This window comes from Vibrio olivae, from assembly GCF_042428525.1.
GTDB classification, from domain to species: domain Bacteria; phylum Pseudomonadota; class Gammaproteobacteria; order Enterobacterales; family Vibrionaceae; genus Vibrio; species Vibrio olivae.
The window spans coordinates 370402-396816 of the sequence record NZ_JBHMEP010000002.1; the positions used below are offsets into that span (position 1 = coordinate 370402).

Genomic DNA, 26415 nt, shown 5'->3' on the forward strand with positions numbered 1-26415 from the left:
AAATTTGTTTAGGAGAAGTTTTATGAAAGTTATTGATAATGACGACACTACGTCTACTTTAACGTGCGAGATTAGCCATGAGGAAATGTTAATTATTATGGCAGGTATGCGGGAAATTTGTTTTGGTGTAGATATACATGCTTTTGATACAAGGCTTGGGTACAGCAAAGAGCAAGTAAGCATTTTAGTTCGTCAACTTCGGTCTATTCTCGATGAACAGGGAATCGAGCCATAATTTACAAACCCGCATAAGTTGGCTTGTAAAATTTCGGCGATACTCAATTTAAAGCTATGTTTATTATATGGAAACAGTTTCTACAATTGCCAGAGTCTCTAGATTCGAAGATAACTATAGAGCTGTAACCCAAAGAGCTAAGCTTGCGCTTAGCTCTTTGTCGTTTGGCGAGGTTAATAAGTTGGCCAGCCATCTGAATCCCAGTTGAGATCGCTAATTAGCATTTTTGGGGTTCCGTTATCTTCGGCATCGTAGGCATGACGGGTAATCACATCGGTGTTGATGATACCTTTATATTTTTGCGGTCTTTGTCGCCTATAGATAATGGATGAATAACGCAAGAAAATAGGTATTACATGAAAAAGATCGTTCAAGTCTACTTTTCTCTCTTTGTTTTGGCCCTAGTCGTGGGTTGTGCTGCAATAATTCCACCTCATCAGCAAGCCGGTGTAGAGGTTGGAAAATTATACAAGTTTAGTAACCCAAAACTTGATACAAGCTTGTATGTGAAGTTTCTACCTTTAGCAGGAAAAGAAAAGCCTGTGCTATTTGGTACATTCGACAATAATAGAGTTATTAAAGATTTAGAGTTGGGAGAAGAGGGCGTCTTTACAAGACCTTATTTTCAAGTTAGTGATAGCGGTGTTGTGACATTCCGTTACTATTCAAAAGAAAAGACAATAGAGGAATTGGTACCACTTCATCCTTATTTTGTATCTGGAGGACAATATGGTGATGAAGCTGCAGTACAATACCGATTGAACTTTAAGTACGCAAGTATTGTTGACTAATAGTCTGTGCTAATTCTGGAGAGCTAAGTCATCGATTCTTAGCTCTTTTTGATAGTATGATTCTATATGGAATCAATATTTAAAACGGTAATTATCTTCAATCCCTTATCTGATAGAGATAAAGAATTTGAAAATAAAAAAGAAAACACAGATAAATAAAAAGTTGACGTGGTCTGAGATAGAGTCCTTAGGGAAATTGGCACAGATTAATATGCTAATAGGTGTAGAATTTTTCCATCAATTTTACAGTGAAGATAGTTCTATTTATTCCTTGATTATTCTTGTTTTTTCTCCTGTTTACTACGTTCAAAGCAACATAAAGAAAATAAGAGGTTACCATTCATTTATAATTAGACATTTATGTCAATGGTTAATCACTGTTTCTATTTTATATGGTGGGGTTCCTTTATTTTTTATCTATATAATTATTACTATTTTTAATGTTTTTTTTGATGTGGTTCTCTACAATAAAAAAGCAGGGTTATACAATGATAGATTATATGAAATTTAAATTATTAAGCGGTTTTGTTAAAATTAACATGTACTTAAATATTCAATTTTTATAATTATTGTAAAAGAGCTAAGCCTATGCTTAGCTCTTTGTCGTTTGGTGAGATTAATAAGTCGGCTAGCCTTGTGCGTCCCGGTTAAGATCGCTGATCAGCATTTTAGGGGGTACAGGTCAGCAGATTTAAAATCACAACGTTAAATATTACAGCATGCCAAATGAGGTTGTTACAAGAGCTGAGGCGCTACGCAATGATAGTAGTACGATTGCCGACTCAATTTATCCTTCGACTTCATTATCCATTCAAGGCGGCCATGATCCGACTACGGTAACCGAGTCAGCAGAGCCGATAGTTCCATCAACCGAGACGGCAACCAATGAATAAGGATTAGATAGGACAGAAAGCCCTGCTGATTCGGGGAGGCCCCCTCTTCTTATCGTAAACTCTAGTAGTAGTGATGGTATAAAAGGAGACATTAAGGCTAGTGAAACGATAGGGCCAGATATTGAAGCTGTCATTGGTAATAGAAAAAGATTGTTAAGGGTTGATATTGAACCAAATGGTAAGCTACAAATACAGTCCGGTAGTGGGAAAAATTCGATCGTTGACTTTAGACCTGATCTATCAAAGCCTTTGGCACCTCAAATTAATGAGGCATTTAAACGTCAACCTAAGTTTATTAGAGATCAGTTGATTAAAAAAGCTGAAAAAGGTTTAAAGCGCCTCCAAGATACAGGAAATATGTAATGTATTCTAAATATATTGTTTTTATCGATAATAAATTACCACTACCTGAGCGTATATCTATAATTTCCCGAGCTTGGGGAAAAGATATCCCAATATCATTCTCCCAAGATAATGAAGTCTTAAATGACGCATCTTATTTAGATCTAAAGGTAAATAAGTGGGAGGCAAACAGTAAATGGTCTGAGATTCAGGATCAGGAGCCTTGGATACGGGTTGAGATATATCGTGACGAACAAGTTGAGGAGTTTGTACTTAAGAATCAACTAAGATTAACTTTTGATTATGATAATTATTTTTTATTAGTTCTCGGGTTAGATGATGGGTGGCAAGAGATAGACCAAATACTGTTAGGGTGCATAGTAAAAGCCACTATGAAAAGTTACCAAACCTATGGTTATGATGATACGAAGGGATATATCATCTGTGATGATTACCTTAATTCATTACCATCAAAAGATACTGTTAGGCAATATATTTTCCTTGCATGTAATCCTAGAGGTGTAGTGGCATAGTGAATTTTGCCACCTAATTAGAGGTAGTAGATGGAGTTGACATTATTTTATGTTAATGGGGAAAATCATCCTATTATTGGATAAGTTTATAATACCGTAAATGATGATTGGACGGACAACCAGCCGATAGATTTTCACTGGCTGAATTTAAAGCCGTGATTATTGCATGGAAACACAAAGAGCTAAGCTTGCGCTTAGCTCTTTGGTTTTTAGATATAAATAGCCAGTTTAATACTTTGGCCAGCCTTGTGCGTCCCAGTTGAGATCGCTGATCAGCATTTTAGGAGTGCCGTTATCTTCGGCATCGTAGGCGTGGCGGATAATCACATCGGTGTTGAGGATATCTTGGCCGCCAGGGCCAACCCAACGTTCGTTGCCCGCATCAAAAATCTCAATATTGCCATTGAGCATCGATTGACCCGCCTTGTTTAAGTATGGGCCAGTGATGTTTTGTGAACGGCCATAAGCGATGCGATAGGTACTATTGGTGCCTTGGCAGCAACTGCCGACAGAGACAAACAAATAGTAGTAGCCATCGCGGTAAATAATGCTTGGCGCTTCAATCCCACCTGAGCGGCTGGCAAGGCTATAGATTGAACCAAACGGCTTCATGGTTTCTGGATTAATTCTGGTCAGTTTAATACCAGAGAACCAAGAGCCAAACACCAGCCAGGGCGCGCCATCTTCCGCTATGACCAAATCAGGATCGAGGGCATTGTAATCATCTTGCCCTGCAACGCTATTGATCACTAAGCCATTATCGACCCAGCCGCCACCGATAATACTGTCGGTTGAGGTTAAGCCTATCGCTGACGTGTTCGAGCCAAAGGTAGACACGGTGTAATACATCCATGCGCGGCCGTTATAGAATTTTACATCAGGCGCCCAAACGTTACGCCCGTCATTCCCCGGCACATAGTCTGTCCACCAAGATAAACCGTTGGCAAAAATGTTGCTGGCGCCAAACCATGTTAAGCCATCTGTCGAGTATTTACCGGCAATACCATCATCACTGGTTTGAAATTCCCACCAAATACCGTCTTCATAGGTAAGCGTTGGATCGTGAGTAACGAGGTTCCCAGCGAGATCCCAATGGTCAGGGTTACTACCCGTAGTTGAAGGATCATAAGGCTCAGACTCAACATTCGCGGTTTTGGTTAACGTCCATAATTGGGCATCGTTGGCGGTGTAGGTCCATTGAGCCACATTGGCCCCATCTGCGGTGTCGAAACCATAGAGATCGAGTGCTTTACCACTGTTAACGTTGACAAAGCTGTAGTCACCGCCATGCTGCTCAATCGTCCATAGTTGTCCGCTTTGTTGGTTAAACTCCCACTGGCTGATATTCGCCCCATCTGCGGTTGAAAACTCATACACTTCGAGTGCTTTGCCACTATTGAGGTTGATGAGTGAGTACTGATCGTTACCTTGATTGGTGATCAGCCACTTTTGACAGTCATTGCCATTCTCTGCCCAAACGGCGACATTCTCGCCGTCACCGGTTAGGCAGCTGGCGACTTCGAGTAATTTCCCGCTGTGTTTGGAAGTGATGGTATAAACGCCATTATCTAATGCGAGTGCGAATGGGCTTGCGAACACGGCAGAAGATAATAATAAAACAGAGTACTGTTTATTCATGATATTCCCTTATTAACCTAGACATCGTTGTATTAAAAATAGATCTGAAATAAATAAGCGTTTAAAGGGTATAGTTAATCATTTTAAATAAAAAGTGATCCGAGTCTTAATAATAAATCTTAAAATGTTATTTATTAATTTAACTTTATATATTGATGATTTTAATCGTTTAATTTTATTGTTAAATTTGTATTTTATCCTACGAGTTAAACATTTTTATGATATTAACTCTAATGTAAATATATAGAATTATTAATAACATGCCTTATATTTAAATATTCCGTGTTTTATTTATACCAAACTTAGTATTATATGTGGCTTTTTTAAGGGGCATGTAGTGGAGGTGGGCGAGAAGCTGTGGCTGTTGGAGAGGCATCTAAGTGTGTCGTTCGAGGAAATATCTATACCAAAATGCAGTATTGATTGAATTGTCATTTTGTCTTTGTTCTAGACGTCTCTTTGTGTGGAGCGCCTGTGTGCGCGGCCAGTTGCGATCGAAGCGATAGAAATTCAAACCTTTATCCTTCGTGGTTAAGCCGATACACGGGTTGATACAAATGCAGTGGTAGATCATTAACTCTAATAACTTTACCTCACTTATCAAACCTTGTCTGTATGTTGAGTTTTTTCTCATCAATGATTGCGAGTGATATTATTTCACGATAGAGAAAATACTAAAATGGATAAGCTGCTGTTTTATGTTGGCTTAATTTTTATATCAATAACTTAATTTTATTTGTTGCTCTGGTGTTTTTGTTCCAAGGTTATTGAGTGCAAATGAGACGAGTTTCTTATTCGGAGGCCGTTTCATTGAAATACGTGTAATGCAATATCAATTAACTTCATGTTATAAGGAATCAATCACGATGAGTGAAAATGGAATTTTAGAATTAACGCCAGAAGAATTAGAGATTAAAGCTCAGTCTGAAATTATTTCTGGGGCAGATTCGATTGGGCGGTTGTATAATTTTCAAGGTGAGATAGCCAATTCAGAATCTTGTAATTTAGCACGTCCTGCGATCTTTAAAGATATTCATAATATGAGTCAGGATGCAAAAAAAGTCGGTAATAAACATTATGTCTATCCGACAATCTGTATGCTAAATAACAGTCAGAGTGTGGGTGAAAAAGATACGATCAGAGAAACGTCTTATCGAAGTTTTGAGAAGGCATTTTCATTGAGTGCCGGAGTTAGAGGGCGATATGGTGCGTTCTCTGGCTCAATCTCTAGCGAGTTTTCTCAGAAAGAGCGCACGGAGAAAACGACCCACTTTTTATCGATTAACGTGATGTGCCAATATGCGACGTTAAGCATCGATAATTACCTGAGTAAAAGCCTCATTCCAGAGTTTGATGACGCATTAAACTCGCCAAGCGTTGATGCTAAAACCTTATTTAATGAGTGGGGAACACATGTGGTGGTTGGGGTTCGTATTGGAGGGAAATCAACCTATATGTGTTCGGGCAGTAGTCAGCACTACCAAAGTTTGCAAACATTTGAGCTGGAAGCTAAAGCCAAGTACGCGACGGTGTCTGGTTATAGCGAGTTTGAAACCAGCACGTCTGTCGATTCAACCCATGTCCAGTCACAAAGCGGCCTTCAGATTGTCGGCGGAGATCCAAGTTTACTCAATCATCAGCAGTGGGATGCGTGGGTTGAAACCGTAGCAGATAACCCCGATTGGGTTGCCTTTACCGAGCAAGGATTATTGCCCGTCTGGGAACTCTGTAAAGACACCACTCGCCGCGATACATTAGAAATGGAGTTTACCCGTCTATTTACCCCTTGTTGTTATCAGCCTGAGTGGAAAGATTACTCTCGAGGTACGCATCCTATCCAAGTCGGGTGTTTTACGGTTGATCCACTTGAATTTGTGACTGGGTTTGGCGCAAGAATTAACAGCGGATGTCATTTTACGCGCTGCGCGGTGCAGTTTGAAAACTCGGCAACTGGAGTTCGTGAATGGCGAGTAGACGGCGATAAAACCAGCTTTAACCCAGGTGATTATGAACGGCTGGTTGAAGTGCCGGAAGGCTGCGCGATGACAGGGATCGGACTTCGAGAAAAGGATAATAATCTGAACCGACTCGTGGCGTTTTATCAGTTGATTTCCCCCGTCAAAGACAAGTTTAATCAATCCGTTCCGGCTTTGGAGCCCGAGGTGTTTTCGATGCATGCTCCGCACAGTGGCGGCAGTGGATTTGAAGTGGTTTGCGAACCAGAAAATCACAATGGTAAAGTGATTCAAGGTATTAAGGTGACCTCTTCTAGCCGAGCTAAGAGCGTGGTTGCGCTGAAACTGTTACATGCCGATTTTATGTTACCTATCTCAAAGAAAGGTTAGTACTTTTCGCTCGGGGTCAATGTCACTATTGAAAACTTATTCACTTCTGATAATCGTCAACACGAATAAACTGCCTTACAGATGCGATGTAGGGCAGTTTCGATTTTAGTGAACTAGAAGCGCAGTTAAACTGAATGATTGGCTTGGCTGTTTACTGATAAAAATATATTTATATCATCATTGATACGTATCATATAACCAAGGGTAATGGGTTCTATAAAATAGTCCGGCACACTGACTTAGCCCTTATGGATGAATGGACCGTTTTAATGACTCGCCAAACGACTCGCAATAAAACTTATCAACCGGATGCCAATTTAATCTCGACCACCGATCCACAAAGTCGTATCACTTATGCCAATCAGGATTTTTGTGATATTGCTGAATACACGCCGGAAGAATTACAAGGAGAGCTTCACAATATCGTTCGTCATCAAGATATGCCAAAGGCAGCTTTTTCCCAATTATGGCAGTATCTTGGGCAGGGCAAGAGCTGGATGGGGTTAGTCAAAAACCAGTGCAAAGATCGTGGTCGGCATTATTGGGTCTCAGCGTTTGTGACTCCGATTCGTGATGCGTCAGGTAAGGTGGTTGAGTATCAGTCAGTGCGCTCAAAGCCAACCGAGCAGCAAACTGAGCGCGCATTGGCCTTGTATCAAAAATTGCAGTCAGGAAAGACGCTGCGTCATTGGCGTTTGTCGTTGCATAAAAGTGTTGCGGGTCTGAGTGCAATATTGCTGATGGGCAGTGGTGTCGAGTGGGTGCTTGCACCGACCATATTAAGTACAACGCTGACGGTAGCCAGTGCTTGCTTACTCGCCGTTGTCTACTATCAAGGGCGACGATACCAATCGATTCGTCAACTTGCTGAACAAGCGTATTCAAATCCGTTGATGGAAAAACCGTATACCGATCATTTTGATGATTATTCTCCCTTGCAGCTAGCATTGATCATGCGAAACGCTGAGCTTCGGGCAATCACGGCAAGAGCCACGGAAACTTCAGGGCAAATTTTATCGTCAGCAGAGCAGGAGTTTACCAATATCCAAACCATTGGCAGCAGTATTGATCGGCAATGTCGCGCGACTCAAAGTGTGGCGACCGCAGTGGAAGAGCTTACTCACTCGATTCAAGATGTCGCGAGTTCGGCAGCGGATGCCCATCAATTAACGCAACAAGCGACGGATAAATCAGCGCAAGGCAGCCAAAGCCTGGCGCAAACGCATCAAGCAATCACACACTTGGTGGAATCATTGGCCCAATCGCAACAGATTGTTGAGTCTTTGGAAGTGGAAACTCAACATGTTCGTCAGGTGCTTACCGTGATAAGCCAAATTTCAGAACAGACCAATTTGCTTGCACTCAATGCGGCGATCGAAGCGGCGCGCGCCGGAGAACAAGGTCGAGGGTTTGCTGTGGTGGCTGATGAAGTTCGCCAGCTTGCCGAAAAAACGCACCATTCTGCCGATGAAATTCAAACCATGCTCAGTCAATTTCAAGAGACCGTTAGCCTTGCTTCGAACTCGATGCAACAGGGGATAGAGTTATCTCAGCAGTGTCAGCTGCGTGCCGATAATACCGCAGAAGTCCTGGCGGACATCGAAGTAAAGCTCAATCAAGTTTCTGATAACAGCCATCAAATCGCGACTGCGGTAGAGCAGCAGGCAAGCGTGACTCGTGAAATCAATAGCAACGTCGCCAATATTCAAGCACTTGCGAATGACACGTCGACACATTCGCAAAGTTCCGTGCAGCGCACGAAACAGTTGGTGGACAGCATTGAGGCTTTAAAGCGCTTAATGGCGCAGTTTATGGGGTGATTTTTACTGAAATCGCTGGCCGGTGAAAACATCCGTTTTCTCACCGGTCAATACGGCGCTATGCTCGATTAGGCGTGAAACGTCTCAAGGTTTGGGTTCCAGAACGCCTGCTCAATGCGCAGAGATAATGTTTCTAAGCAAAGGTCCTGCTCATTGGTAACGCCTTCTTCCATTGCCTGAATGGCAACGGCGTGAGCGATGGCTTTTGAGATGTCGAGAGTCGATTCAATCGCTGGCAGCACTTCATAATCACTATTGCGTGAACATTCAAAGTTTGCCAGTGCATCCATGGCTTTTTGCAGCATCGTGTCGGTAATGGTGCTTGCATTAACCACATGCGCGCCAAGACCAATCCCTGGGAACACGTAAACATTGTTACATTGTGAAATTATGTGGCTGCGACCCGCAAACTCAACTGGAGCAAACGGGCTTCCGGTCATCACAATGGCGTTGTCGCCAATCCAGTCAAACACTTGCTGTGGTGTGACCTCACAGGCACTCACCGGGTTAGACAGTGGCATAATCACGGGCATCTCTGTGTGACTTGCCATGGTTCGAATGACTTGCTCGTTAAATAGGCCAGTAACGCCAGTAACGCCAACAATCACGTCCGGTTTGATGTGCTCAACCGCATCTAAAAGAGGCAGTGGGGCGCGGGCTGACTTACGCTCACCGGCGGGACGGGCCAGCGGTACTTGCATGTCACTTAATGTGTCATCGTCAAATAACACACCATCACGGTCGACAATGTAAACTGCGCCGTTATCAAACCCAAAGCTGCGCTGTATCAAATCCGCAATACCACAACCAGCTGAGCCGCCACCGACGACGAAAATTCTGGCATCACTTGGCGCTTTCTTCGCTTTGAGTAGCGCACGTTTGATCGACGCGACTGCAACAGTCGCTGTACCTTGAATATCATCATTAAAACAGCGGTATTGATGCTGATATTTTTTCAATAGTGGGTATGCGTGGTTATTACTGAAATCTTCAAACTGAATAATCGCGTTTGGCCAGCGCTCAGCAAGAGCCGTCATGACTTCATCGAGATAGCGATAGAATGCCTCGTCGTTGACGCGGTCTTGCTTATCACCCAAGTATTGGTCATCCGATTTGAGGCTCGGGTTATTGGTGCCTACGTCAATGCAAACTGGCAAAGTACGCTCTGGTGGAATGCCTCCCACCGCGGTATACAGAGAGAGTTTACCAATCGAGATGCCCATGCCACCGATTCCGAGATCACCAAGACCCAGTACGCGAGAGCCATCAGTGACCACAATAATATCGATCTCTTGATCGATGGCTTGCACTTGCTCAGCTACTGACTGGCCGTCACGGTAGGTGAGATATAAGCCGCGAGGTGAAAAGTTCAGATAGCTGTAGTTTTGGCATGCATCGCCTACCGAAGGGGTATAGATGTAGGGCAGGCTATCGCGGATATTTTCGCGAATGTAGTGATAGAAAAGACGTTCGTTCTGATCCTGAACATGACGAAGGGTTAAGTACTTCGACAGGTTATTGTTTGCCAAATCCAGTGAAAAGCGGATTTGCGCCGTTTTCTTGTGGAGATTTTGCTGTGACATACCCACGGAAGAAAGCGGGGATATCCCCGCATCAGAATGAATGTCCAATTCGTTTATCTGTGACATTACAAGGCCTTATAAGAAAATTTCTAGAATAAAAGTGGCCAGAATCAGCATGAAGGCACCACCAAGACGAGAAGAGATCTGGGCAAATGGCATCAGACTCATACGCTTACATGACGCAAGCACGGCAACATCACCGGTGCCACCCATATTCGCCATACATAAGCCGCCAGTGATGGCTGCTTCAATTGGATAGAAGCCAATAAGACGCCCAATCAGGGCACTACCAAGGATGGCGCCAAACACCGTTGCGACCACCATCATCAGGTTGGTCCAAGTTAAGGCCATCGCGATTTGGTCAAGGTTGGTGTAAACCACACCAATGCCGACCAGAAGGGCAGGAGTAAGATTGTTTACAACGAAAGTGCTCCAAGCATGCGCTGCACGTTCAAGTTCACGAGGCATCACACCTGATACTTTGATAAACGCCACGGATAAAATCATCAGCGCATACGGGTGCATGCTAATCACTGAACTTAGCAACGAGCCCACTAAGTACATGGTGATCGCCAGTAACGCGCCCACACCAAGTGCTTGCACGCTCAGCGAGGATTCTTGCTCCTCTGGCGCTGCGGTCTCTTGTTGACCATGCATTAACTTGCCATTGCCGGTTAAAGATGGGAACAGGTTGCCAAGTTTGTCGAGCAGGCCCGCCATTACGATCGCAACCGCATTACCAATGGCTAATGCTGGGACCATTTTTGACATCAGTGCTTCGGTTGATAGATCCGTGCTGCCTTTCATGATCTCGACCAGTGGCACCGCGCCTGCTCCCATGCCTCCGCCCATAATCGGTAAAGCAATTAACATGATGGAATCAAAAAAGCCTTCGCCAAGCATGGCGCCGACGAAGCCTGCCATCAAAAAGGCACACGCAACGCCGCCAAAAATGACGGGAATGTACTTTAGCGCCGCTTTTTTTAGCACTTCTGTTTCCATGCCGAGAATTGACCCGGTGACCAGGCTCGCAATAAAAAATGCGAGAAAACCACCGCCTTTGACAAAGGTGGTCACGGTATTGACGGCTTCCGTTGGAATCAATCCAGAGTGAAAAATATACGAAGAACCAAAAATCACCACAATCGCGCCACCACCGAAGTATTGGTTGATAATGGGGGTTTTGTTTCCAAGTGTGTTGAGGATGTAACCCACCACAGCCATTACGCCTAATGCGCCAATGAGGCCCGTTGGCATTTTGTTACCTATGGTGGCAACCATGATGACGATAGCGGAAGCGGCAAACACAAAGTTGATCATGCGCTTGTCACGTGAAGATATGACATCATTGTTAAACATATTTCGCTCTCTTGTAGGGTTGTTTTTAAAATTTTGCGAAGTTTAACAATTGTTGTGAAAAGGAAGATTGAGATTCGGTGTAATGTAACTAAGAACACCTTTTGTAACTTTTGTTCATGCTGAGGCGATGATTTTCAGACCAAAAGTTGGATAACTTTTGACTCATTGCGAATAAGTACGGAGAATACCCGCCACTTTTTTCATCTTTGCGATTGATGACTCATGAAATTGAAGAACCATTTGGCGCTCAGCGCGATTACCACGTCGACTGTGATTGTCGCCACGGTGCTGACGGCGATCTTTTTTCTATTGCAGACTCAATATCAGCAAGGACTACAAGCGCGTGGCATTGAATTGGCAAAAGTACTGGCTCACGATGGCAAGATTGTTGACGCAGTACAGGACGTAAACCAGCAACAGCCCGCTGTTCTTTACGATTATATTGAAGGAATTCGCGCTCAAACGGATGCGTCTTATATCGTGGTTGTTGATAAGAACGGCTATCGCTTAAGTCATCCCAACCGTGAGCGTATCGGCCAGCATTTTATCGGTGATGACATGTTGCCCACCCTAAATCAAGGCATCACACACAGCAGTGAAGCGAAAGGATCGCTCGGGCTTGCCATCCGCAACTTTGTGCCGCTCATTCATGGTGGGGAAGTCATTGGCGCGATTTGCGTCGGGTATTTGTCAGAAAAAACCACCCGTATTGTGATGGCACAATATCAACAAATCGGTTTTATGATTGTGCTGGTTTATGTGATGGCCATCATCATGACGCTGTTGTTTCTCTACAAAATGCGCCGCACATTCTTGGATTATCAGCCCGAAGAGATCGTCGCGAAATTTCATCAACATGAATTGATCCTCGATAGCATTCGAGATGGCATCATTGCTTTAGACAGTAACTTGTCAATCACCACGTTAAACCGCAGTGCATCACTCGCCCTTCCCAGTGGGACTTCGGTCACCATTGGCACAAAACTGAGCGATCTTGCTCCGGCGTTGGCTCATTTTGTCCTTGAACATAGTGGCGGCTATCACCAAGCTACGGTGGCGTTTGGCAAAACCGATTACCGAGTGCACTTGTACCCCATTCATCGAGGAAAAACACTCACTGGGCACGTGGTGGTGTTTTTCGCCAATCAGTCCGCCAGTGAGGTAGAAAAAGAGCTGACCTACCTAAAGCATTATACGCAGTTACTGCGCAGTAAAACCCATGAGTATTCCAACAAACTGAATACCTTATCGGGCTTTTTACAGATGGAAAACTATCAGCAAGCGGTCAGTTTTATTCAGCAAGAAAGCGATGATTATCAGCGGGTGGTGAATGGCATTGTCCACTCAGTACACGACAGCGCATTAGCCGGATTACTGCTGGGAAAATTCAATAAAGCCAATGATATGGGCGTGGATTTTCAACTTGATGACCACAGCCATATTGAACAATATCCTAAGCCGGTGTCTGATAAGTTACTAACAATGCTTGGTAATTTGATTGATAACGCATTGTTAGCCGCGTGGCAAAATCGAAAACAACGTTCTGCTCAAGTTAATGTATCGATTAGCGATCGAGGTCAACTGCTCAAAATAGAAGTCGAAGATTCTGGAGTAGGTATTGACCACGCCGTGGCGGAGCAGATCTTTGAATTTGGCGTATCCACAAAACAGGGTGAGGAGCAGCATGGAGTGGGGCTGTATCTGGTTCATCAATTGGTGACCTACTTTTCTGCCAGCCTTGAATGGGACCGCAGTGATAACGACACTACGGTGTTTAGTATTTATATCGATAAACAAGTGCTCAACCAATATGACTAGATACAGCGTGATGATTCTCGAAGATGACCTGCGAGCCAGTTATCTGCTTGAATCAACTATAACCCAAGACTCGGATTTTCAAGTTGTCGCGTTAAGTGAAAGCGTGGCCGATGCGATGTTGCAATACGCGATTTATCAGCCCAACCTGATTTTTGTGGATATTACGCTACCGGATGGCTCGGGCATTGAGTTTATGCGCCGCTTGCGAAAACAAGGCGTGCAGTGCGATTTCATTATGACGACGGCGGAGCGAGAATCGACAACGGTCGAACAAGCGGTTCATCTTGGCGTCTCTGATTATTTGGTCAAACCGATTCGCATGTCGCGGGTCAACCAAGCTTTGAACGACTACAAACACTATAAGCAGCAGCTACTGGCTCATAGCGAAGTCAATCAGCATGACATTGATGCTCTGCTGGGTAAGCGTGCGCAGAAATCACAACGAGAAACGCCTAAAGGGATTGATGCCACCACATTGGAAAGTTTAAAGAATTTGATCAAAGAGCAAGATTTGCAAGAATTCTCAGCCGACGATATTGGCCAGAAAATGAACATTAGCCGCGTGACAGCACGTCGCTATTTGGAGTTTTTAGAAGGTGAAGGGCAAGTACAGCTAGTTCTAAACTATCAGACCAGAGGTCGACCTCAGCGTTTGTATCGAACAGTGTACAAAAAATAAATATTTATTAATCATAAGCTTAATTGAAGATTGATATCTTTTTATCTTTTTTTGATTGAAACTAAATTCAATATTGATACATTTACCTCATCCATTTATGTGATCTAAGTCACTCGTTTGAGTTATCAATATGAATAAAAATACTAACGCTTGGCAAGCCATTTTCGGCGCTGGTGCCCGCTTCTTTCTGATCTGCGCTGGATTCTCGCTGATTGCTGGCATTGTAATGTTCGATATTCTCGTCCTAGGTAACGACATTCCGGAGCAGTCGGCGACGGAAATTTCTCAAGAGTTGTTCCTGCTGATTAGCTCGTTGTGCTTCTTCCGATTGGCGGCAAAGCATGCGTCATCGCGTGGTGCGTATGTACTGATTGCCAGTTTCTTCCTATGTATGCTGATTCGTGAACTTGATGCATTTTTCGACGAAATTCAACATGGTTTCTGGAAATATCCAGCGTGGCTGATTGCGTTGGGCGCCATTGTCTTTGCCCGCGTGAAAGCGCCAGGCTCGACCTTAAACGCGCTCAACGATTTCTCGCGTACCGCTCAGTTTAATACGCTCTGTTACGGCATGGCGGTAGTACTGGTGTTTAGCCGCTTGATGGGGATGGGCGATTTTTGGCAAGGGGCTTTAGGTGACAATTACGTGCGAATCGTCAAGAATGTTGTCGAAGAAGGGCTAGAGTTATTTGGTTATGGCCTGCTCATGTTTGGTTCAATCAGCTACTCTCGCCAAGTATCAGCGAAATAATCACCGCATAAAGAAAACCGGAGCCGTATGGCTCCGGTTTTTGTGTCTGGAAAAGCGCTCGCTCCCTTAGACTTTAAAACGTCCAACATCTTTCACCAATTCACAGGAAGCGACACCCACTCGCTTGGCAACGGTGTTGACTTCAACTGACAGCGCCTTGGTCTGTTCGTTTTGCTCGTTTAAGCTCTCTAAGTTTTGACTTAGCTCCGTTGAAACACTGGTTTGTTGATCGGTGGCGGTGGCGATTTGTGTGGCCATATCACTCACCACACTGGTCGAATTAAGAATGTTTTCAAATACCTGTTGAGTTTGAACCGCAAGCTCAACGTTCTTTTCAACTCGCTGGGTTCCATCTTCGATAGACAACACCGCCTGTTTAACGCCAGCCTGAAGCTGAGTAAGCATGTGCTGAATATCTTCGGTTGATTTCTGCGTTTTACTCGCCAGTGCTCGCACTTCATCAGCGACAACCGCAAAGCCTCGTCCTTGCTCGCCAGCCCGTGCTGCTTCAATGGCGGCGTTAAGCGCAAGCAAGTTAGTTTGTTCGGCAATACTATTGATGACATCCACCACCGAGATGATGTTTTCGGACTCCGCCGCTAACTGTTGAACAACATCGCTGGCGCTTTGAATGGAGTGTGACAGGGTGTGGATTTCACTCACCGAGTGCTCGATCACTTCAACGCCTTGTTTGGTGAGGCTGGTGGTGTTCGTCACCTCATTTGAGGTGTTCAACGCACTCTCTGCGACATCACTGATCGAGATACTAAATTCATGCACAGCCGTTGCTATCAGTTCAATGCCTTTAATTTGTTCGCTGCTGATACGTTGACTATGTGCATACACTTCATCAAGTTGTGTGGATGCTTGGTTGATCGAATCGGCGCCCGAGGAAACTTTACCGATCAGGCTTTGCAGTTTTTCTAGAAAGCGATCAAATTCACTGGCCAGCGTACCCAGTTCATCAACCCGAGTTGAACGAATTCGTTGGGTTAAATCGCCATCACCTTCGCTGATTTCACGAATACGTTCGTTAAGGCGATTAATGTTGTCGACCAATAGCTTAGGCGTGTAATACGTCAGTAGACCCGCGATAATCACGGCTGTACCAACCAATAACAGTAACCAAAATTGGTAGTCTTTACTGTCTTCTGCTAGGGTCGCGCGTTTCTGATTTGCTTCGTTTTCTAAATCTTCACTCGCGATATCATAAAACAGTCGTAACTTTTGAAAAGCGCGCTCACCTTCACCATTTAACAGGGTAAACGCCTCAGACTTTTGTCCTTGATTGACCATGGTGAAGAAGCGCTGTGATAGCGTAAACCATGTGTTATATACGGTGTCGAATTGACGCATTTTGGCGAGAACGTCGTCATGGTCACTCATGTTGTCAGCGAACTCTTTGGCTTTATCCAATGCTTGCTGGGCATTGTCATCAAATTCTTTGCGATAGGCGCTGTCGTTACTTTCTAAGTACATCAGCTGTGCCACGTGGGCCTGATACAGGTCTCGGTCAGCATTTAAAATTAGAGAGGTGGAAGGGAGATATTGGCGTCCAAATATGCCAAGGCCATCATTCAATTTATTGGTCAGTGAATTGTATGAAGCGTAGATTAATATTAATGATAAGAAGACAACGCCAATCGAAATAGACAGTTTTAAACGAATACTTTGCGAGATAAATTTCACTGAGCTCACCTTAAAGACATCAATCTTTTTATTTTTGTGAAGGAAGACGTGGTACGAATTAACGTACGCTATGTTTTATAAAATCAATTAAGTGACAGCGTATCTTAATCTTATGGGTGAGTAATAACTAGAGTAAAATAATTATTCAGGATTAAAATGCGGACTTTTGTCCAACTCTTATGAATGGGAATGTAAATTCAAATACACAAAGGATTTATTCGGGTAGCTAACTAAAAAACGAAGAGTTTCAGTCAGTAAGCATTTTATGACTTGCAGCGAAACCTGATTGGCCCGTGGATGATCATTAGGGACTTATTTAGTCATTACTCCAATTAGCCGTCCTATTTTATATAGAACAATCACAGATTGTATGCGCCGAAAATAAGACAAGTAATACCTACAAACCGAGACGCTACTAGCGCAATTTATTGTTAATTAAATCCACATTTGTACATTTTGTGAGCGCTATATTTATTTTATACACCTTAGGTTGTCGATTCATCGTTGCCATGCCATAACCGAAATTGGCAATACCAACCACCTGCTGAGATTAATCATCTTAGGAACTGACATGCGGTTGGTCATAACAATATTAAGCCAAGACAAACTCCTAATCGGAACATGAGCATGAACATGAACAGCAATAAAACTCTCCCATCTAGATTGGCCTTACTACCCCATCATGATTGCTCCCCACGATATTGGATGCACTTTAAGCGGCTCGACCTCGCTCAATGTTGTCGAACTCTGAGCACAGCGTGTCCGTGACCAAGTCATCGACCGCGACTTGACGCGTGTTTTGTGGTCTCGCATCAATGTCATCACACAATTAAGGACAATGAATGATGAAAGTACTTCCATTGACAATGGTAGGACTGACTCTCATTACCGCATCGGCCCAGGCCGAGTGGTTTTTTAGAGGCACGTCGAACCAATGGTCGAACACACAATTAGAAGCCATCAGCACCAGCGAATTTCAAACTTGTCAAACGTTCGCTGAAGGCGATGATTCGGGTGGGCCGAGATTTAAGATCGATCGCTACGGGGATTGGAGTGAAAATTATCCTGACAGCGATTATGCGGTAGCGGGGAATCAGAGCTACCAGATTATATTTAATACCAATAGTCACAGTCTCAGTGTCACCGATGTGGTGAGTTGCGACGGTGGAGGCAATGGCGATGAAAAGTGGTATTTCCGTGGCACGCCAAACGATTGGTCAACGACCGAAATGACCACCGCCGATGCAGTAAATTACTGCACGGTACAGAGTTTTGGTCGTGGTGATCCTCGGTTTAAAGTCGATCACTTTGGTGATTGGACGGAAGCGTATCCCAGTGAGGATTACCGTGTTAATGAGAATAGCGAATACCAAATTTGTATCGATGCGACCAGCAAACAGATTAGTGCGACGCTTGTCTCCGCCGAAGATACTCAGGCGCCCATAGTCGCGGCTTCCCCAGCAGCAGGCCGCTATCAAAACAGTCAAACCATAACTCTTATCGTGTCGGATAACCAGGATGCGTCTCCTCGTATTTATTACACCACCGATGGCAGCGAGCCTAGCATCAACTCAGCTCACTATCAGGGTGAACAGCTTGCGGCCAATGATCTCGGTGAAGGGGCGGATTTGGTGGTTAAAACTTTAGCGGTTGACGCATCTGGTAATCAACAGGTTCAAAGCTTTAGTTACTACATTGGCGACACCCAAACGTCGAGTAATGACTTTCGTGAGGAGACCATCTATTTCTTGTTAACGGCACGTTTTTACGATGGAGATAGCAGTAACAACTACTATAACCGTGACCGTATAAAAATCGGCGATCCACAATGGCGTGGTGACTTTAAAGGTTTGATTGAGAAGCTTGATTACATTAAAGAGCTTGGATTCAGCGCCATTTGGATCACGCCGCCAGTCGAAAATCGATCTGGGCTTGATTATCACGGCTACCATGCGTATGACTTTTATACAGTAGACCCTCGTTTAGAATCACCCGATGCCAGTTATCAAGATTTTATCGACGCTGCCCATAGCAAGGGACTTAAAGTGATTCAAGATGTGGTGATTAACCACTCAAGTCAATATGGATTGCGAGGCAAAGTATGGATTGACCATTTACCTATCAAATATTACGTGCCTGAAGGAGCGAGCCAAGGCGATGTGGACAATGATCCTTACTTTGGCAATTTAGGGGATTACCAGTCAACCTTCCGTGATGATAACGATAATAGTGTTGCGCCTGAGTGGTTTAAACAAAGACACAACGCTGACCCAGAAGGTATCGTGCCGCTGGTTGATCCAAAAACGGGTGTCAGTGTACCGCTTGCCGGCTATGACCCCAATCGCTTCTTTGGGATTGATGCCAATACACTGGATCCGAATTGGTATCATCTTGATGGCTTTATGTCGGGTGGCGATTGGGAAAATCCTGAGTCATTGCAAAATAAGCATATGGCAGGAGATACGATTGACTTAGCCACAGAAAACCAAAACGTTAAGGATTATATTAACGGTGCGATCCATCAGTATTTGGACATGGGGGTGGATGCCATTCGTCTTGATACGGTTAAACATGTAGAGCGTAATGAGTTGCTGGAGTACGTCAACAATTGGAAAGCTTATAAACCGGGGCTATTCGTGTTTGGCGAGAACTTGGTGAAAGGGACAGGATTTGGTTCCGAGCTGGATAATGATAATGCTTCTGCGGTGATTCGACCTTGGTGGTACACCCGAACAACCGAAGACCCATCAAACCCAAATGCAGGTGGCGATTCTGGGTTCTCGGTGTTGGATTTTTCGGTGTTCTCTACCTTTCGTGATAACGTCACCAAAGGAAGCTTCGGTGGTATTGGCGGCGTTCTCGGCTGGGACTGGGTATACGGTGATGCGACCAAGCTTGTTACCTTTTTCCAAAACCACGATGTTGGCCCGGATAACGACTTCAAATATCGCTATGGCGGTGAAGCGGGTAATGCCGCAATGGCCTATAACTTAATGTGGACCAATCGTGGTATTCCCACCCTGTATTATGGGGAAGAAGTGATGTTCCAAGCTGGATTACCGCAGGACATCGCCGGTAATAATGACACAATTGATCAAACGGGCCGTGCTTATTATGGCGCCTATTTGGATGACCTCCAGACAACCGAAAGCCATCCTCTGTTTACTCATATCCAACGTTTAAATGCGATTCGTAAAGCCGTTCCTGCGCTGCAGAAAGCGCCGACGACACAAGTTAATGAATGGGGCTCAGGCATCAGTTATGTCCGTGACTATAACCAAGGAGAAAGCTACGCCGTGGTTGGGCTTGCCAATGCGAATCAACAGACGATCAGCGTGAGCGGTGTTCGTAATGGATTGTATATTGATGCGGTGACGGGACATCAAGTGAGCGTTGCTGATGGCACACTCAGCTTTACGGTGAAAGGTTACAGCGCGGGAATTTACGTACTCAACGGCCCTGGAAAAATTGGCCAAGATGGTACGTATTTACGTTAAGTCTCCTGATATCAAAAGGGGCTGGTATTTCCAGCCCGTTTTTTCTGCCTGAATCGGGTTATCAGCCAATGATGGTCATTCCAATTCAACCTGTGGACGAAACAACAATTCATGAATAATCACATCGCTTGGTAATTCCAACAATGTTGTGATGGTCTCGGCGACACTTTGCGGCTGCATATATTGTGGACGTTCGGCTTCGCGGAAATTGGTGTCTGTGCCGCCAGGATAGAGGGCTGTGACTTTTATACCGTGTGGTTGAACCTCTTTCATCAACACATCGTTGAGTCCCGATAAACCTTGCTTCATTGCTGTGTAAACGCCCATGGTTTCACTGGCGCGTTTGGCGACTGTACTGACAACATTGAAAATGTGTCCGTGCCCGGCGGGCTTCATTACTTTAACGGCTTCACGGCAAAGAATCGCAGGCGCCCGCAAGTTAATGGCATATTGCAGGTCGAACTCTTCATTGGTGAACGCTTCTATCGTACATTTTCTTGAATTCATGCCTGCGTTGTTTATCAGAACATCCAGTCCTCCGAGTGCTTTGACGCCAGTATGAAAGATATCTACGGTTTGTTGCGCGTCAGCCAAATCGGCGTCACCCACCAAACACCCAGTTTCCTCTTTGAGGGCCTGAAGTTTTGTCTGGTTACGCCCGGTGGCAAACACTTGATGTCCTTTCGCGGTTAGGGCTTTACTCAGTTCATAACCAATACCGCTGGTGGCGCCCGTTACGATGATTTTCATGATCTCTCCTATTAAGGCATTCAGACACATTGTCATGGTGAGAAAATGCACTGTTGCTTTTCGTTTAATGCCTTACATTAACGGTAATAAGGATCATTAAAAAGCATGAAACGGGCTTTTTTGTGATCAAACCAGACTCATCCTTATTATTGATTTTATTGATTTATGAACTAACTTCGCGCTTCGAAATAAAAACCAAACGACACATTCTTAAAAATAAAAACATCATGAAAATGAGATAATTATAAATAGGCTTGTGAGCGACGAATAAGAAATTAATCACTCAGTGAATACTATTGATGCAAGTGGTATGAAACATGAATTAAAACAAGATGACAAAATCAGTTTCTAATAGATTAACCAATCATAAATTAAATCTGCTTGCCGGCATTGGCGTAGATGTTAACCAGATTTTGCGAAAATCAGGTATCAGCCAATTTACGTTAAACAAATCCAACGGACGTATCCCTTATCGTCAACATAAACAATTTATTCATGAAACGACTCAGTATAATGAGCATATCGTCACGGGGATGACCTGCTTGAATCAGCTTTATGGTATTTTCCCCGAGTTGTTTGGGCTCTGTTTGAATGCAGAATCCGCCGTGGAGGCGATGAGAAACTTTATTCGCTATCGGTTTATTATGGGTGACTGTGACGATATCGAGATGCGGGTCTCTGAAGACCGATTGTGGCTGGAATACACCAACAACGACCGCAATGAGCGCTCTAATAGCTCGATAGGGCATTTCTTATTTTTCAAAGAGATTTTGAGCCACTATCTACCTCGTTTTTCTATCAACGTGAGCTTTGATAATGCAATACCTCTCAATGGGCAAAGTGTGGATGCGCGATTTAACACTTTTTGCCGCTACGGAGAAAACCGTAATCGAATGGTGATCACCAGTGCCAATCTGCACCAAAAGAATCCGATGTACAACCCGAACCTCTACTCGATGCAACAGCAGCTTGCTGAGCAGCGGCGCAGTGATTTACTGATGATGAGCTCTTACTCTGCCTACGTTAAAGAGTGCATTGCACAATCCATTGAGCGGAAAGAGGATGACGCCACGGATACACTGCTTGATGATGTTTGCCAGAGCTTAGGCGTTAGTCGCTGGACGCTTAATGCGAAACTAAACAAGGAAAACACCACATTTAGCGATCTCCTTAAGCTGATACGTCTTGAAAAAGCCTGCAGCTTGTTGGTATCGACAGAGAAAAGCATCAGCGAGATAAGCATGTTGTGTCGTTTTTCGTCCCAATCCGCTTTTTCTAAATTTTTCAGGAAAAACAACAAACTGTCACCGATGCAATATCGAGATATCAACATCAATACGGCATCTTTTCGCGGTTAGCTTGTTTGGTTATTAAGGTCGCTCAGTCGCTGTTTAAGAAAATCCACAAAGACACTAACCTTGCGCGGGCGATCGCGCTCTGTCGTACTGAGCAGGGCAACAATGTCTGCATCAGGCAATTGATAGTTTGGCAACACTTGCTCCAGTAACCCGTGCTTGAGTTCAGTTGCGACATCCCACTCCGAGCGATGGATGATCCCGAGCCCTTCCAAAGCCCATACTTTGACCGCGTCCGCGACGTTGCAGACCAGTTGCGGATGAATTCGAATATTACTATGGCGACCATCGCCTTTATGAGTAAATGACCACTGAAGTGTGTCTTCATTGTTCTCAAGCAACCCAATGCATTGATGTTGTGCCAGATCATCGGGACAGAGGATGGGCGGGTGCTTGGCAAGGTACGTTGGTGAAGCGCAAATCAGGCGCTGGTTTTTAGCTAACACAATGCGGCGCATTGAAGAATTTTTCAGCTCACCGATATAGATCACCACATCCGATTCGGGCGACGCGTCTTTATCGGGATGATCAGAAAGCAACAAGCGGATTTTTAGTTCAGGATAGCGCTGATAAAACGCACCAATAGCCGGCGCAACGTGCTTTTCGCCAAAGCCAACTGGCGCTAGGACGGTCAGTGTACCACTGAGGGAGTTTTGCTGATCTTTGAGTTCATCGGTTAAGGAATCGATATCATCGAGAATCGCTTTGCAGCGACTGGCGAGCTTCTTACCACTGGCGGTCAATGTTGATTGTCGTGAGTCACGCTCAACCAACTTAAGCGATAGCTTGGCTTCCAAGCTTTGAAGCCGCTGCGTCACGGTAGGCGCCGTGACATTTAATTTTTTGGCGGCGGCCGATAAGCTTTTGCTGGTGGCTACGACATAAAAGAAATGAAGATCCTGAGAGGACAGCATTAAATTTTTCCTTATTGCCGATTAAGAAATTATAAATATAACACCTATATAACATAATGATATTAATAGATAAATGTTTACGCCACCGCTAACAACGTCAACTAGGAGTTCAAGATGTATTTTGAACCAATTATTAATACAAAAATACAATTAGAAAAAATGGGCTGGCTGGTAAATAAACATCAAGATGGGCAACACGTCGATATTGATACAAAGGGGCTTCCAAAAACCGAAGAGTTTGCTGCCGCTTTACTATCAGACGGGTTTTATGTCGCTCAGCAAATGCTGGCGGCTGCACCATCTGAATCTCGCTCTTGGTCGGAGTTTCGGCAGTACTGGGATCGGCTTACGACCGATGAGTACATGAAAGACAACGGGACCTATCGTAAGCGGCGATATTCAACCATGTACTATGCTGCCCAAGCGAATACCGTGGTAAGAAAGCCTTATATGCCACTGTATAAATCGAATTTATACAACAGTTTTGCCGGAAATGTGTTTCGCTATTTTGATGAAACCGAATCGGGTTTGTTTGAAAATCCTCATTTCAAACGCGCACTGTCTCTGGCATTGACGACGTTTAATCATTGCCAAAATTTACTCGGCAGTGCTCAGCCCCAATGGTTTGTTGAAGTGGATCAATATCGAATTGTGGCAGATAACACCCGTGTTGGAAAACCCGCACCGGAGGGAGTGCATAGCGATGGTACTTCCTATTTTCTTTTGATGTTGGTGGAGAAAACCAATGTCGAAGGAGGAGTAAGCTCCATCTATGACCAAGATATGGAACTGGCTTGTACCACCACTTTGCAAAATCCAGGCGACATTATGCTATTGGATGATACACGCATGCTGCATGGGGTCAGTGATTTATACAGTCAGATGGAGGGCGGACATCGCGATATTTTGCATTTGTCATTCACTAATCTCAACTCGCTGCATGCGATTGAGCGACGTTTTGGGCTCAATCAGGATGAGCTTGAACACATTAAAACAGCGAAGGTTAATCAATGGACATCGTGGCATTTGTAGTTGCCTGTATTTTTTTTAGCATATCGCCCGGTTCTGGGGCGGCGGTCTCGGTGAATAACGTCATCGTTAATGGCTTTAAAGGGGCAAGTTTTGGCATTCTTGGTTTGCAAGCGGCCTTAGCGATGCACTTAGTCTTAATCTATTTGGGCATCGGTATTCTTGTTTCGCAATCCCCGATTCTTTACAACTTAATTAAGTACTTGGGCATTGCCTATTTGGCTTTCTTGGGAATAGAAAAAATACTCAGCAGCCTAAGAAACCAAGCCAACTTTATTAAGCTAGGTGATAAAAAAAGTTGGCTGACGTTGATGCGCCAAGGTTTTACCGTCAATTTGACGAACCCAAAATCAATTATTTTCCTTACGGCGTTTTTGCCTCAGTTCATTGATATCGATTCTAATCAGGCAACGCAATATCTGTTGCTGGGCGGTATTGTGGTACTGGTGGATACCCTCGTCATGTTTCTGTACAGCTTAGGTGCGAGCTCATTTCGACAAGTATTGAGTAATGAGCAGACGATTAAAAATGTCAATATGGTGTTTGGTGTTGTGTTCATCGCAATCGCCGCTTCAATCGCCATACAATAGGCGTGAGCCGAGTCTCAAAAAAACCACAGAGCGACTCTGTGGTTTTTTTGTATCTTCACACTGGAATAAAGAATTTTAAATCATGTTTACGAAGATAAAGAATTAGTTAAAGTGATGGTTTTATTATTTCACAGTAGAACATTAAACCTTATTAAATATGCAGTTCTGAATAACGCTAGATACTTTTCCAAATATTGTATTTATATTGATTTTCCTGATTGATGTATATTTTCTTAAAGAGAGCGTGTGGCATATTTTAATTAATTTTGTCAACTTAAAGATGTGCGTTAATCAGTTGGAATCATTGGCTAGGAATATAATAAGGAGAATAACGTGAAGAATAAAACAATGAGGCGACTGATAAATATTGGTTTCATCGCGGTGGTTTTACTGATGAGCCATTTTGCCCGAGCAGATGCAGAGGTGATGCTTAGTGGTACCACATGGCACTCTGCGGTTGATGGACAAACCGTGTACAGCGGTGCGCGGATGTTTGATGCGGTGAATGCTGCAGCAAATAGTATGGGTCAGGGTACCATTCATATTCGTAATTCGGGCTCAAGTGGGCCTGACGGTGGCAATGTATACGCGATACGCCCGCAAGCGGGACAAACCCTCGATTTTCATGGCAACACAGTGACCGCGAATGGTGGTGATTTAGTGGTCCCAGTCTATTGCGATCGGCGTGATAACGTTACGGTGCGGAATTTACATGTCGAGGGTAGCCCAAGGTATGGCGTATGGTTTCGAGGTTGTTCATTTGTCACTTTAGACAATATCACCATGAGTCTTAATGGCCAAAACCCTGTAGGGTTGGGGATTCGAGTCGACTCATCGACCCGAGATGCAACCAACTTAACCATCTCCGGAAATACCGTGATCGATGGCGCAACGGGGCATGGTATTGAAACTTACGGGATTGATGGCATCAATATTGGTGATGTTCGAGTCACGAATAATGGCGGATGTGGACTGATTTTGAACGACTCAACGAATGCACAAGTGGGCAATGTGTGGGGCGAGTACAATAATATTGACGGTGGTTATGCGACGTTTCGAGTTGCCAACGACAATGGGCCGAATATTCACGTTAACAGTGTTTATTCGAGGCATTCAGGGCGAGGTTTTTTTAGTGTTTCAGGCAGCCGTGGAACGACCATTGACTACGTGGATATTGAACAAGCCACTCAGCAAGGGATTTTCTTGGAAGATGCCGCAGATACCCATGTTCTAGCCGGACGAGTGGCAAACAGCAGCCCTAATTGCCAGTTAGTACGCACTACGAGCTCGAGTCTCCATGTGAACGGCTGCGATGCAGTAGGAAGTACGCCAGATAACGGTAATAATGCGATTATTTCTGGCGTTTATCGCCTAACACCTGCACACAGTGGTATGGCGATTGATGTCGAAAACTGCGCCAATAGCGATGGTGCCAATCTTCGCCAATGGAGTTGGCTGGATAACGCGTGTCAGCAATTTACTATCTCACCGGTAAGCGGTGTTTGGCATCGTATTTCTCCGTTGGCGGCACCCGGTCGTGCGGTCGATATCGACAGTATGAGCAACGATAACTCCGCAAACGCCATGCTGTGGGAAAATTGGGGAGGTACTGGTCAACTGTTTCGTTTTCAGAGCGCAGGGCAAGGGCTATGGCGAATCATTAACCTCCATAGCCAAAAGTGTTTAGACATCGAAAATAGTTCGTCGGAAGAGGGGGCAAATCTAATGCAGTACACTTGTCTTGCTGATGCGCAGAATCAAAAGTTTCGCTTAGAGCGAGTTCAATAACTGGCCCTATAATGAG

The 26415-nt window shown here is 44.3% G+C and carries 22 protein-coding genes; 16 read left to right on the top strand and 6 right to left on the bottom strand.

Features of this window, described 5'->3' with window-relative positions:
- Positions 1 to 22 precede the first annotated feature (22 nt).
- The 6 genes from ACFFUV_RS11475 (at position 23) to ACFFUV_RS11500 (ending at position 2794) form a co-directional block, all read left to right on the top strand.
- A complete protein-coding gene (locus tag ACFFUV_RS11475) occupies positions 23 to 235 on the top strand; it encodes a hypothetical protein (protein WP_390192684.1) in 213 nt (70 codons plus the stop codon).
- A 356-nt stretch (positions 236 to 591) separates the two neighbouring features.
- Positions 592 to 1026: a hypothetical protein gene (locus ACFFUV_RS11480; protein ID WP_390192686.1), complete on the top strand. Its 435-nt coding sequence runs from the start codon at positions 592 to 594 to the stop codon at positions 1024 to 1026.
- 127 nt (positions 1027 to 1153) lie between these two features.
- Complete coding sequence (locus tag ACFFUV_RS11485) at positions 1154 to 1537, top strand: hypothetical protein (RefSeq protein WP_390192690.1); 384 nt, start codon at positions 1154 to 1156, stop codon at positions 1535 to 1537.
- 208 nt (positions 1538 to 1745) lie between these two features.
- Positions 1746 to 1919, top strand: a complete 174-nt coding sequence (locus ACFFUV_RS11490; RefSeq protein ID WP_390192695.1) for a hypothetical protein — start codon at positions 1746 to 1748, stop codon at positions 1917 to 1919.
- Positions 1920 to 2069: 150 nt separating this feature from the next.
- Positions 2070 to 2282, top strand: a complete 213-nt coding sequence (locus tag ACFFUV_RS11495; protein WP_390192697.1) for a hypothetical protein — start codon at positions 2070 to 2072, stop codon at positions 2280 to 2282.
- Positions 2282 to 2794: a hypothetical protein gene (locus ACFFUV_RS11500; protein ID WP_390192699.1), complete on the top strand. Its 513-nt coding sequence runs from the start codon at positions 2282 to 2284 to the stop codon at positions 2792 to 2794. Before ACFFUV_RS11495 ends, ACFFUV_RS11500 begins: the two co-directional genes overlap by 1 nt.
- A gap of 228 nt (positions 2795 to 3022) precedes the next feature.
- Here ACFFUV_RS11500 and ACFFUV_RS11505 read toward each other — a convergent pair whose 3' ends face one another.
- The gene (locus ACFFUV_RS11505) at positions 3023 to 4432 is read right to left on the bottom strand and encodes a family 43 glycosylhydrolase (RefSeq protein ID WP_390192701.1); all 1410 of its coding nucleotides are present in this window, start codon (positions 4430 to 4432) and stop codon (positions 3023 to 3025) included.
- A gap of 866 nt (positions 4433 to 5298) precedes the next feature.
- Here ACFFUV_RS11505 and ACFFUV_RS11510 point away from each other — a divergent pair.
- Together ACFFUV_RS11510 and ACFFUV_RS11515 are read left to right on the top strand one after the other, a co-directional pair.
- Positions 5299 to 6777: an MAC/perforin domain-containing protein gene (locus ACFFUV_RS11510; protein WP_390192703.1), complete on the top strand. Its 1479-nt coding sequence runs from the start codon at positions 5299 to 5301 to the stop codon at positions 6775 to 6777.
- 269 nt (positions 6778 to 7046) lie between these two features.
- Positions 7047 to 8597 (top strand): methyl-accepting chemotaxis protein, encoded by a 1551-nt coding sequence (locus tag ACFFUV_RS11515; RefSeq protein ID WP_390192707.1) that lies wholly within the window; start codon positions 7047 to 7049, stop codon positions 8595 to 8597.
- Between the two features lie 68 nt (positions 8598 to 8665).
- On the opposite strand, the gene maeA is transcribed toward ACFFUV_RS11515, so the two are convergent.
- Positions 8666 to 10246 carry an oxaloacetate-decarboxylating malate dehydrogenase gene (gene maeA, locus ACFFUV_RS11520; protein WP_390192710.1) on the bottom strand — a complete coding sequence of 527 codons (1581 nt, stop codon included), beginning with the start codon at positions 10244 to 10246 and terminating at the stop codon, positions 8666 to 8668.
- Positions 10247 to 10255: 9 nt separating this feature from the next.
- Positions 10256 to 11539, bottom strand: coding sequence for a 2-hydroxycarboxylate transporter family protein (locus ACFFUV_RS11525; protein WP_390192712.1), 1284 nt, complete (start codon positions 11537 to 11539; stop codon positions 10256 to 10258).
- Between the two features lie 222 nt (positions 11540 to 11761).
- Here ACFFUV_RS11525 and ACFFUV_RS11530 point away from each other — a divergent pair, with 222 nt between their 5' ends.
- The 3 genes from ACFFUV_RS11530 to ACFFUV_RS11540 all read left to right on the top strand — a co-directional run bounded on the left by ACFFUV_RS11530 (position 11762) and on the right by ACFFUV_RS11540 (position 14787).
- Positions 11762 to 13357 carry an ATP-binding protein gene (locus ACFFUV_RS11530; protein WP_390192714.1) on the top strand — a complete coding sequence of 532 codons (1596 nt, stop codon included), beginning with the start codon at positions 11762 to 11764 and terminating at the stop codon, positions 13355 to 13357.
- Positions 13350 to 14036: a response regulator gene (locus ACFFUV_RS11535; RefSeq protein ID WP_390192717.1), complete on the top strand. Its 687-nt coding sequence runs from the start codon at positions 13350 to 13352 to the stop codon at positions 14034 to 14036. The genes ACFFUV_RS11530 and ACFFUV_RS11535 overlap by 8 nt, the downstream gene beginning before the upstream one ends.
- Before the next feature lie 130 nt (positions 14037 to 14166).
- On the top strand, positions 14167 to 14787 hold the full coding sequence (locus tag ACFFUV_RS11540) for a hypothetical protein (RefSeq protein WP_390192718.1): 621 nt from the start codon (positions 14167 to 14169) through the stop codon (positions 14785 to 14787).
- A gap of 66 nt (positions 14788 to 14853) precedes the next feature.
- On the opposite strand, the gene ACFFUV_RS11545 is transcribed toward ACFFUV_RS11540, so the two are convergent.
- Positions 14854 to 16476: a methyl-accepting chemotaxis protein gene (locus tag ACFFUV_RS11545; RefSeq protein ID WP_390192719.1), complete on the bottom strand. Its 1623-nt coding sequence runs from the start codon at positions 16474 to 16476 to the stop codon at positions 14854 to 14856.
- Between the two features lie 842 nt (positions 16477 to 17318).
- Here ACFFUV_RS11545 and ACFFUV_RS11550 point away from each other — a divergent pair.
- Entirely contained in the window at positions 17319 to 19973 is a 2655-nt protein-coding gene (locus ACFFUV_RS11550; protein WP_390192721.1) for an alpha-amylase family glycosyl hydrolase, read from the top strand.
- Between the two features lie 75 nt (positions 19974 to 20048).
- On the opposite strand, the gene ACFFUV_RS11555 is transcribed toward ACFFUV_RS11550, so the two are convergent.
- The gene (locus tag ACFFUV_RS11555; protein ID WP_390192722.1) at positions 20049 to 20723 is read right to left on the bottom strand and encodes an SDR family oxidoreductase; all 675 of its coding nucleotides are present in this window, start codon (positions 20721 to 20723) and stop codon (positions 20049 to 20051) included.
- Positions 20724 to 21055: 332 nt separating this feature from the next.
- On the opposite strand from ACFFUV_RS11555, the gene ACFFUV_RS11560 reads away from it, so the two are divergent.
- Positions 21056 to 22081, top strand: coding sequence for an AraC family transcriptional regulator (locus ACFFUV_RS11560; RefSeq protein ID WP_390192725.1), 1026 nt, complete (start codon positions 21056 to 21058; stop codon positions 22079 to 22081).
- Here the strand turns inward: ACFFUV_RS11560 and ACFFUV_RS11565 are convergent.
- Positions 22078 to 22992, bottom strand: coding sequence for a LysR family transcriptional regulator (locus ACFFUV_RS11565; protein ID WP_390192727.1), 915 nt, complete (start codon positions 22990 to 22992; stop codon positions 22078 to 22080). The two genes, ACFFUV_RS11560 and ACFFUV_RS11565, sit on opposite strands and share 4 nt — an antisense overlap.
- A gap of 114 nt (positions 22993 to 23106) precedes the next feature.
- Here ACFFUV_RS11565 and ACFFUV_RS11570 point away from each other — a divergent pair, with 114 nt between their 5' ends.
- The 3 genes from ACFFUV_RS11570 to ACFFUV_RS11580 all read left to right on the top strand — a co-directional run bounded on the left by ACFFUV_RS11570 (position 23107) and on the right by ACFFUV_RS11580 (position 26399).
- A complete protein-coding gene (locus tag ACFFUV_RS11570; RefSeq protein ID WP_390192729.1) occupies positions 23107 to 24024 on the top strand; it encodes a 2OG-Fe dioxygenase family protein in 918 nt (305 codons plus the stop codon).
- Positions 24003 to 24611, top strand: coding sequence for a LysE family transporter (locus tag ACFFUV_RS11575; RefSeq protein ID WP_390192731.1), 609 nt, complete (start codon positions 24003 to 24005; stop codon positions 24609 to 24611). Before ACFFUV_RS11570 ends, ACFFUV_RS11575 begins: the two co-directional genes overlap by 22 nt.
- Positions 24612 to 24944: 333 nt before the next feature.
- Complete coding sequence (locus ACFFUV_RS11580; RefSeq protein ID WP_390192734.1) at positions 24945 to 26399, top strand: RICIN domain-containing protein; 1455 nt, start codon at positions 24945 to 24947, stop codon at positions 26397 to 26399.
- Positions 26400 to 26415 lie beyond the last annotated feature (16 nt).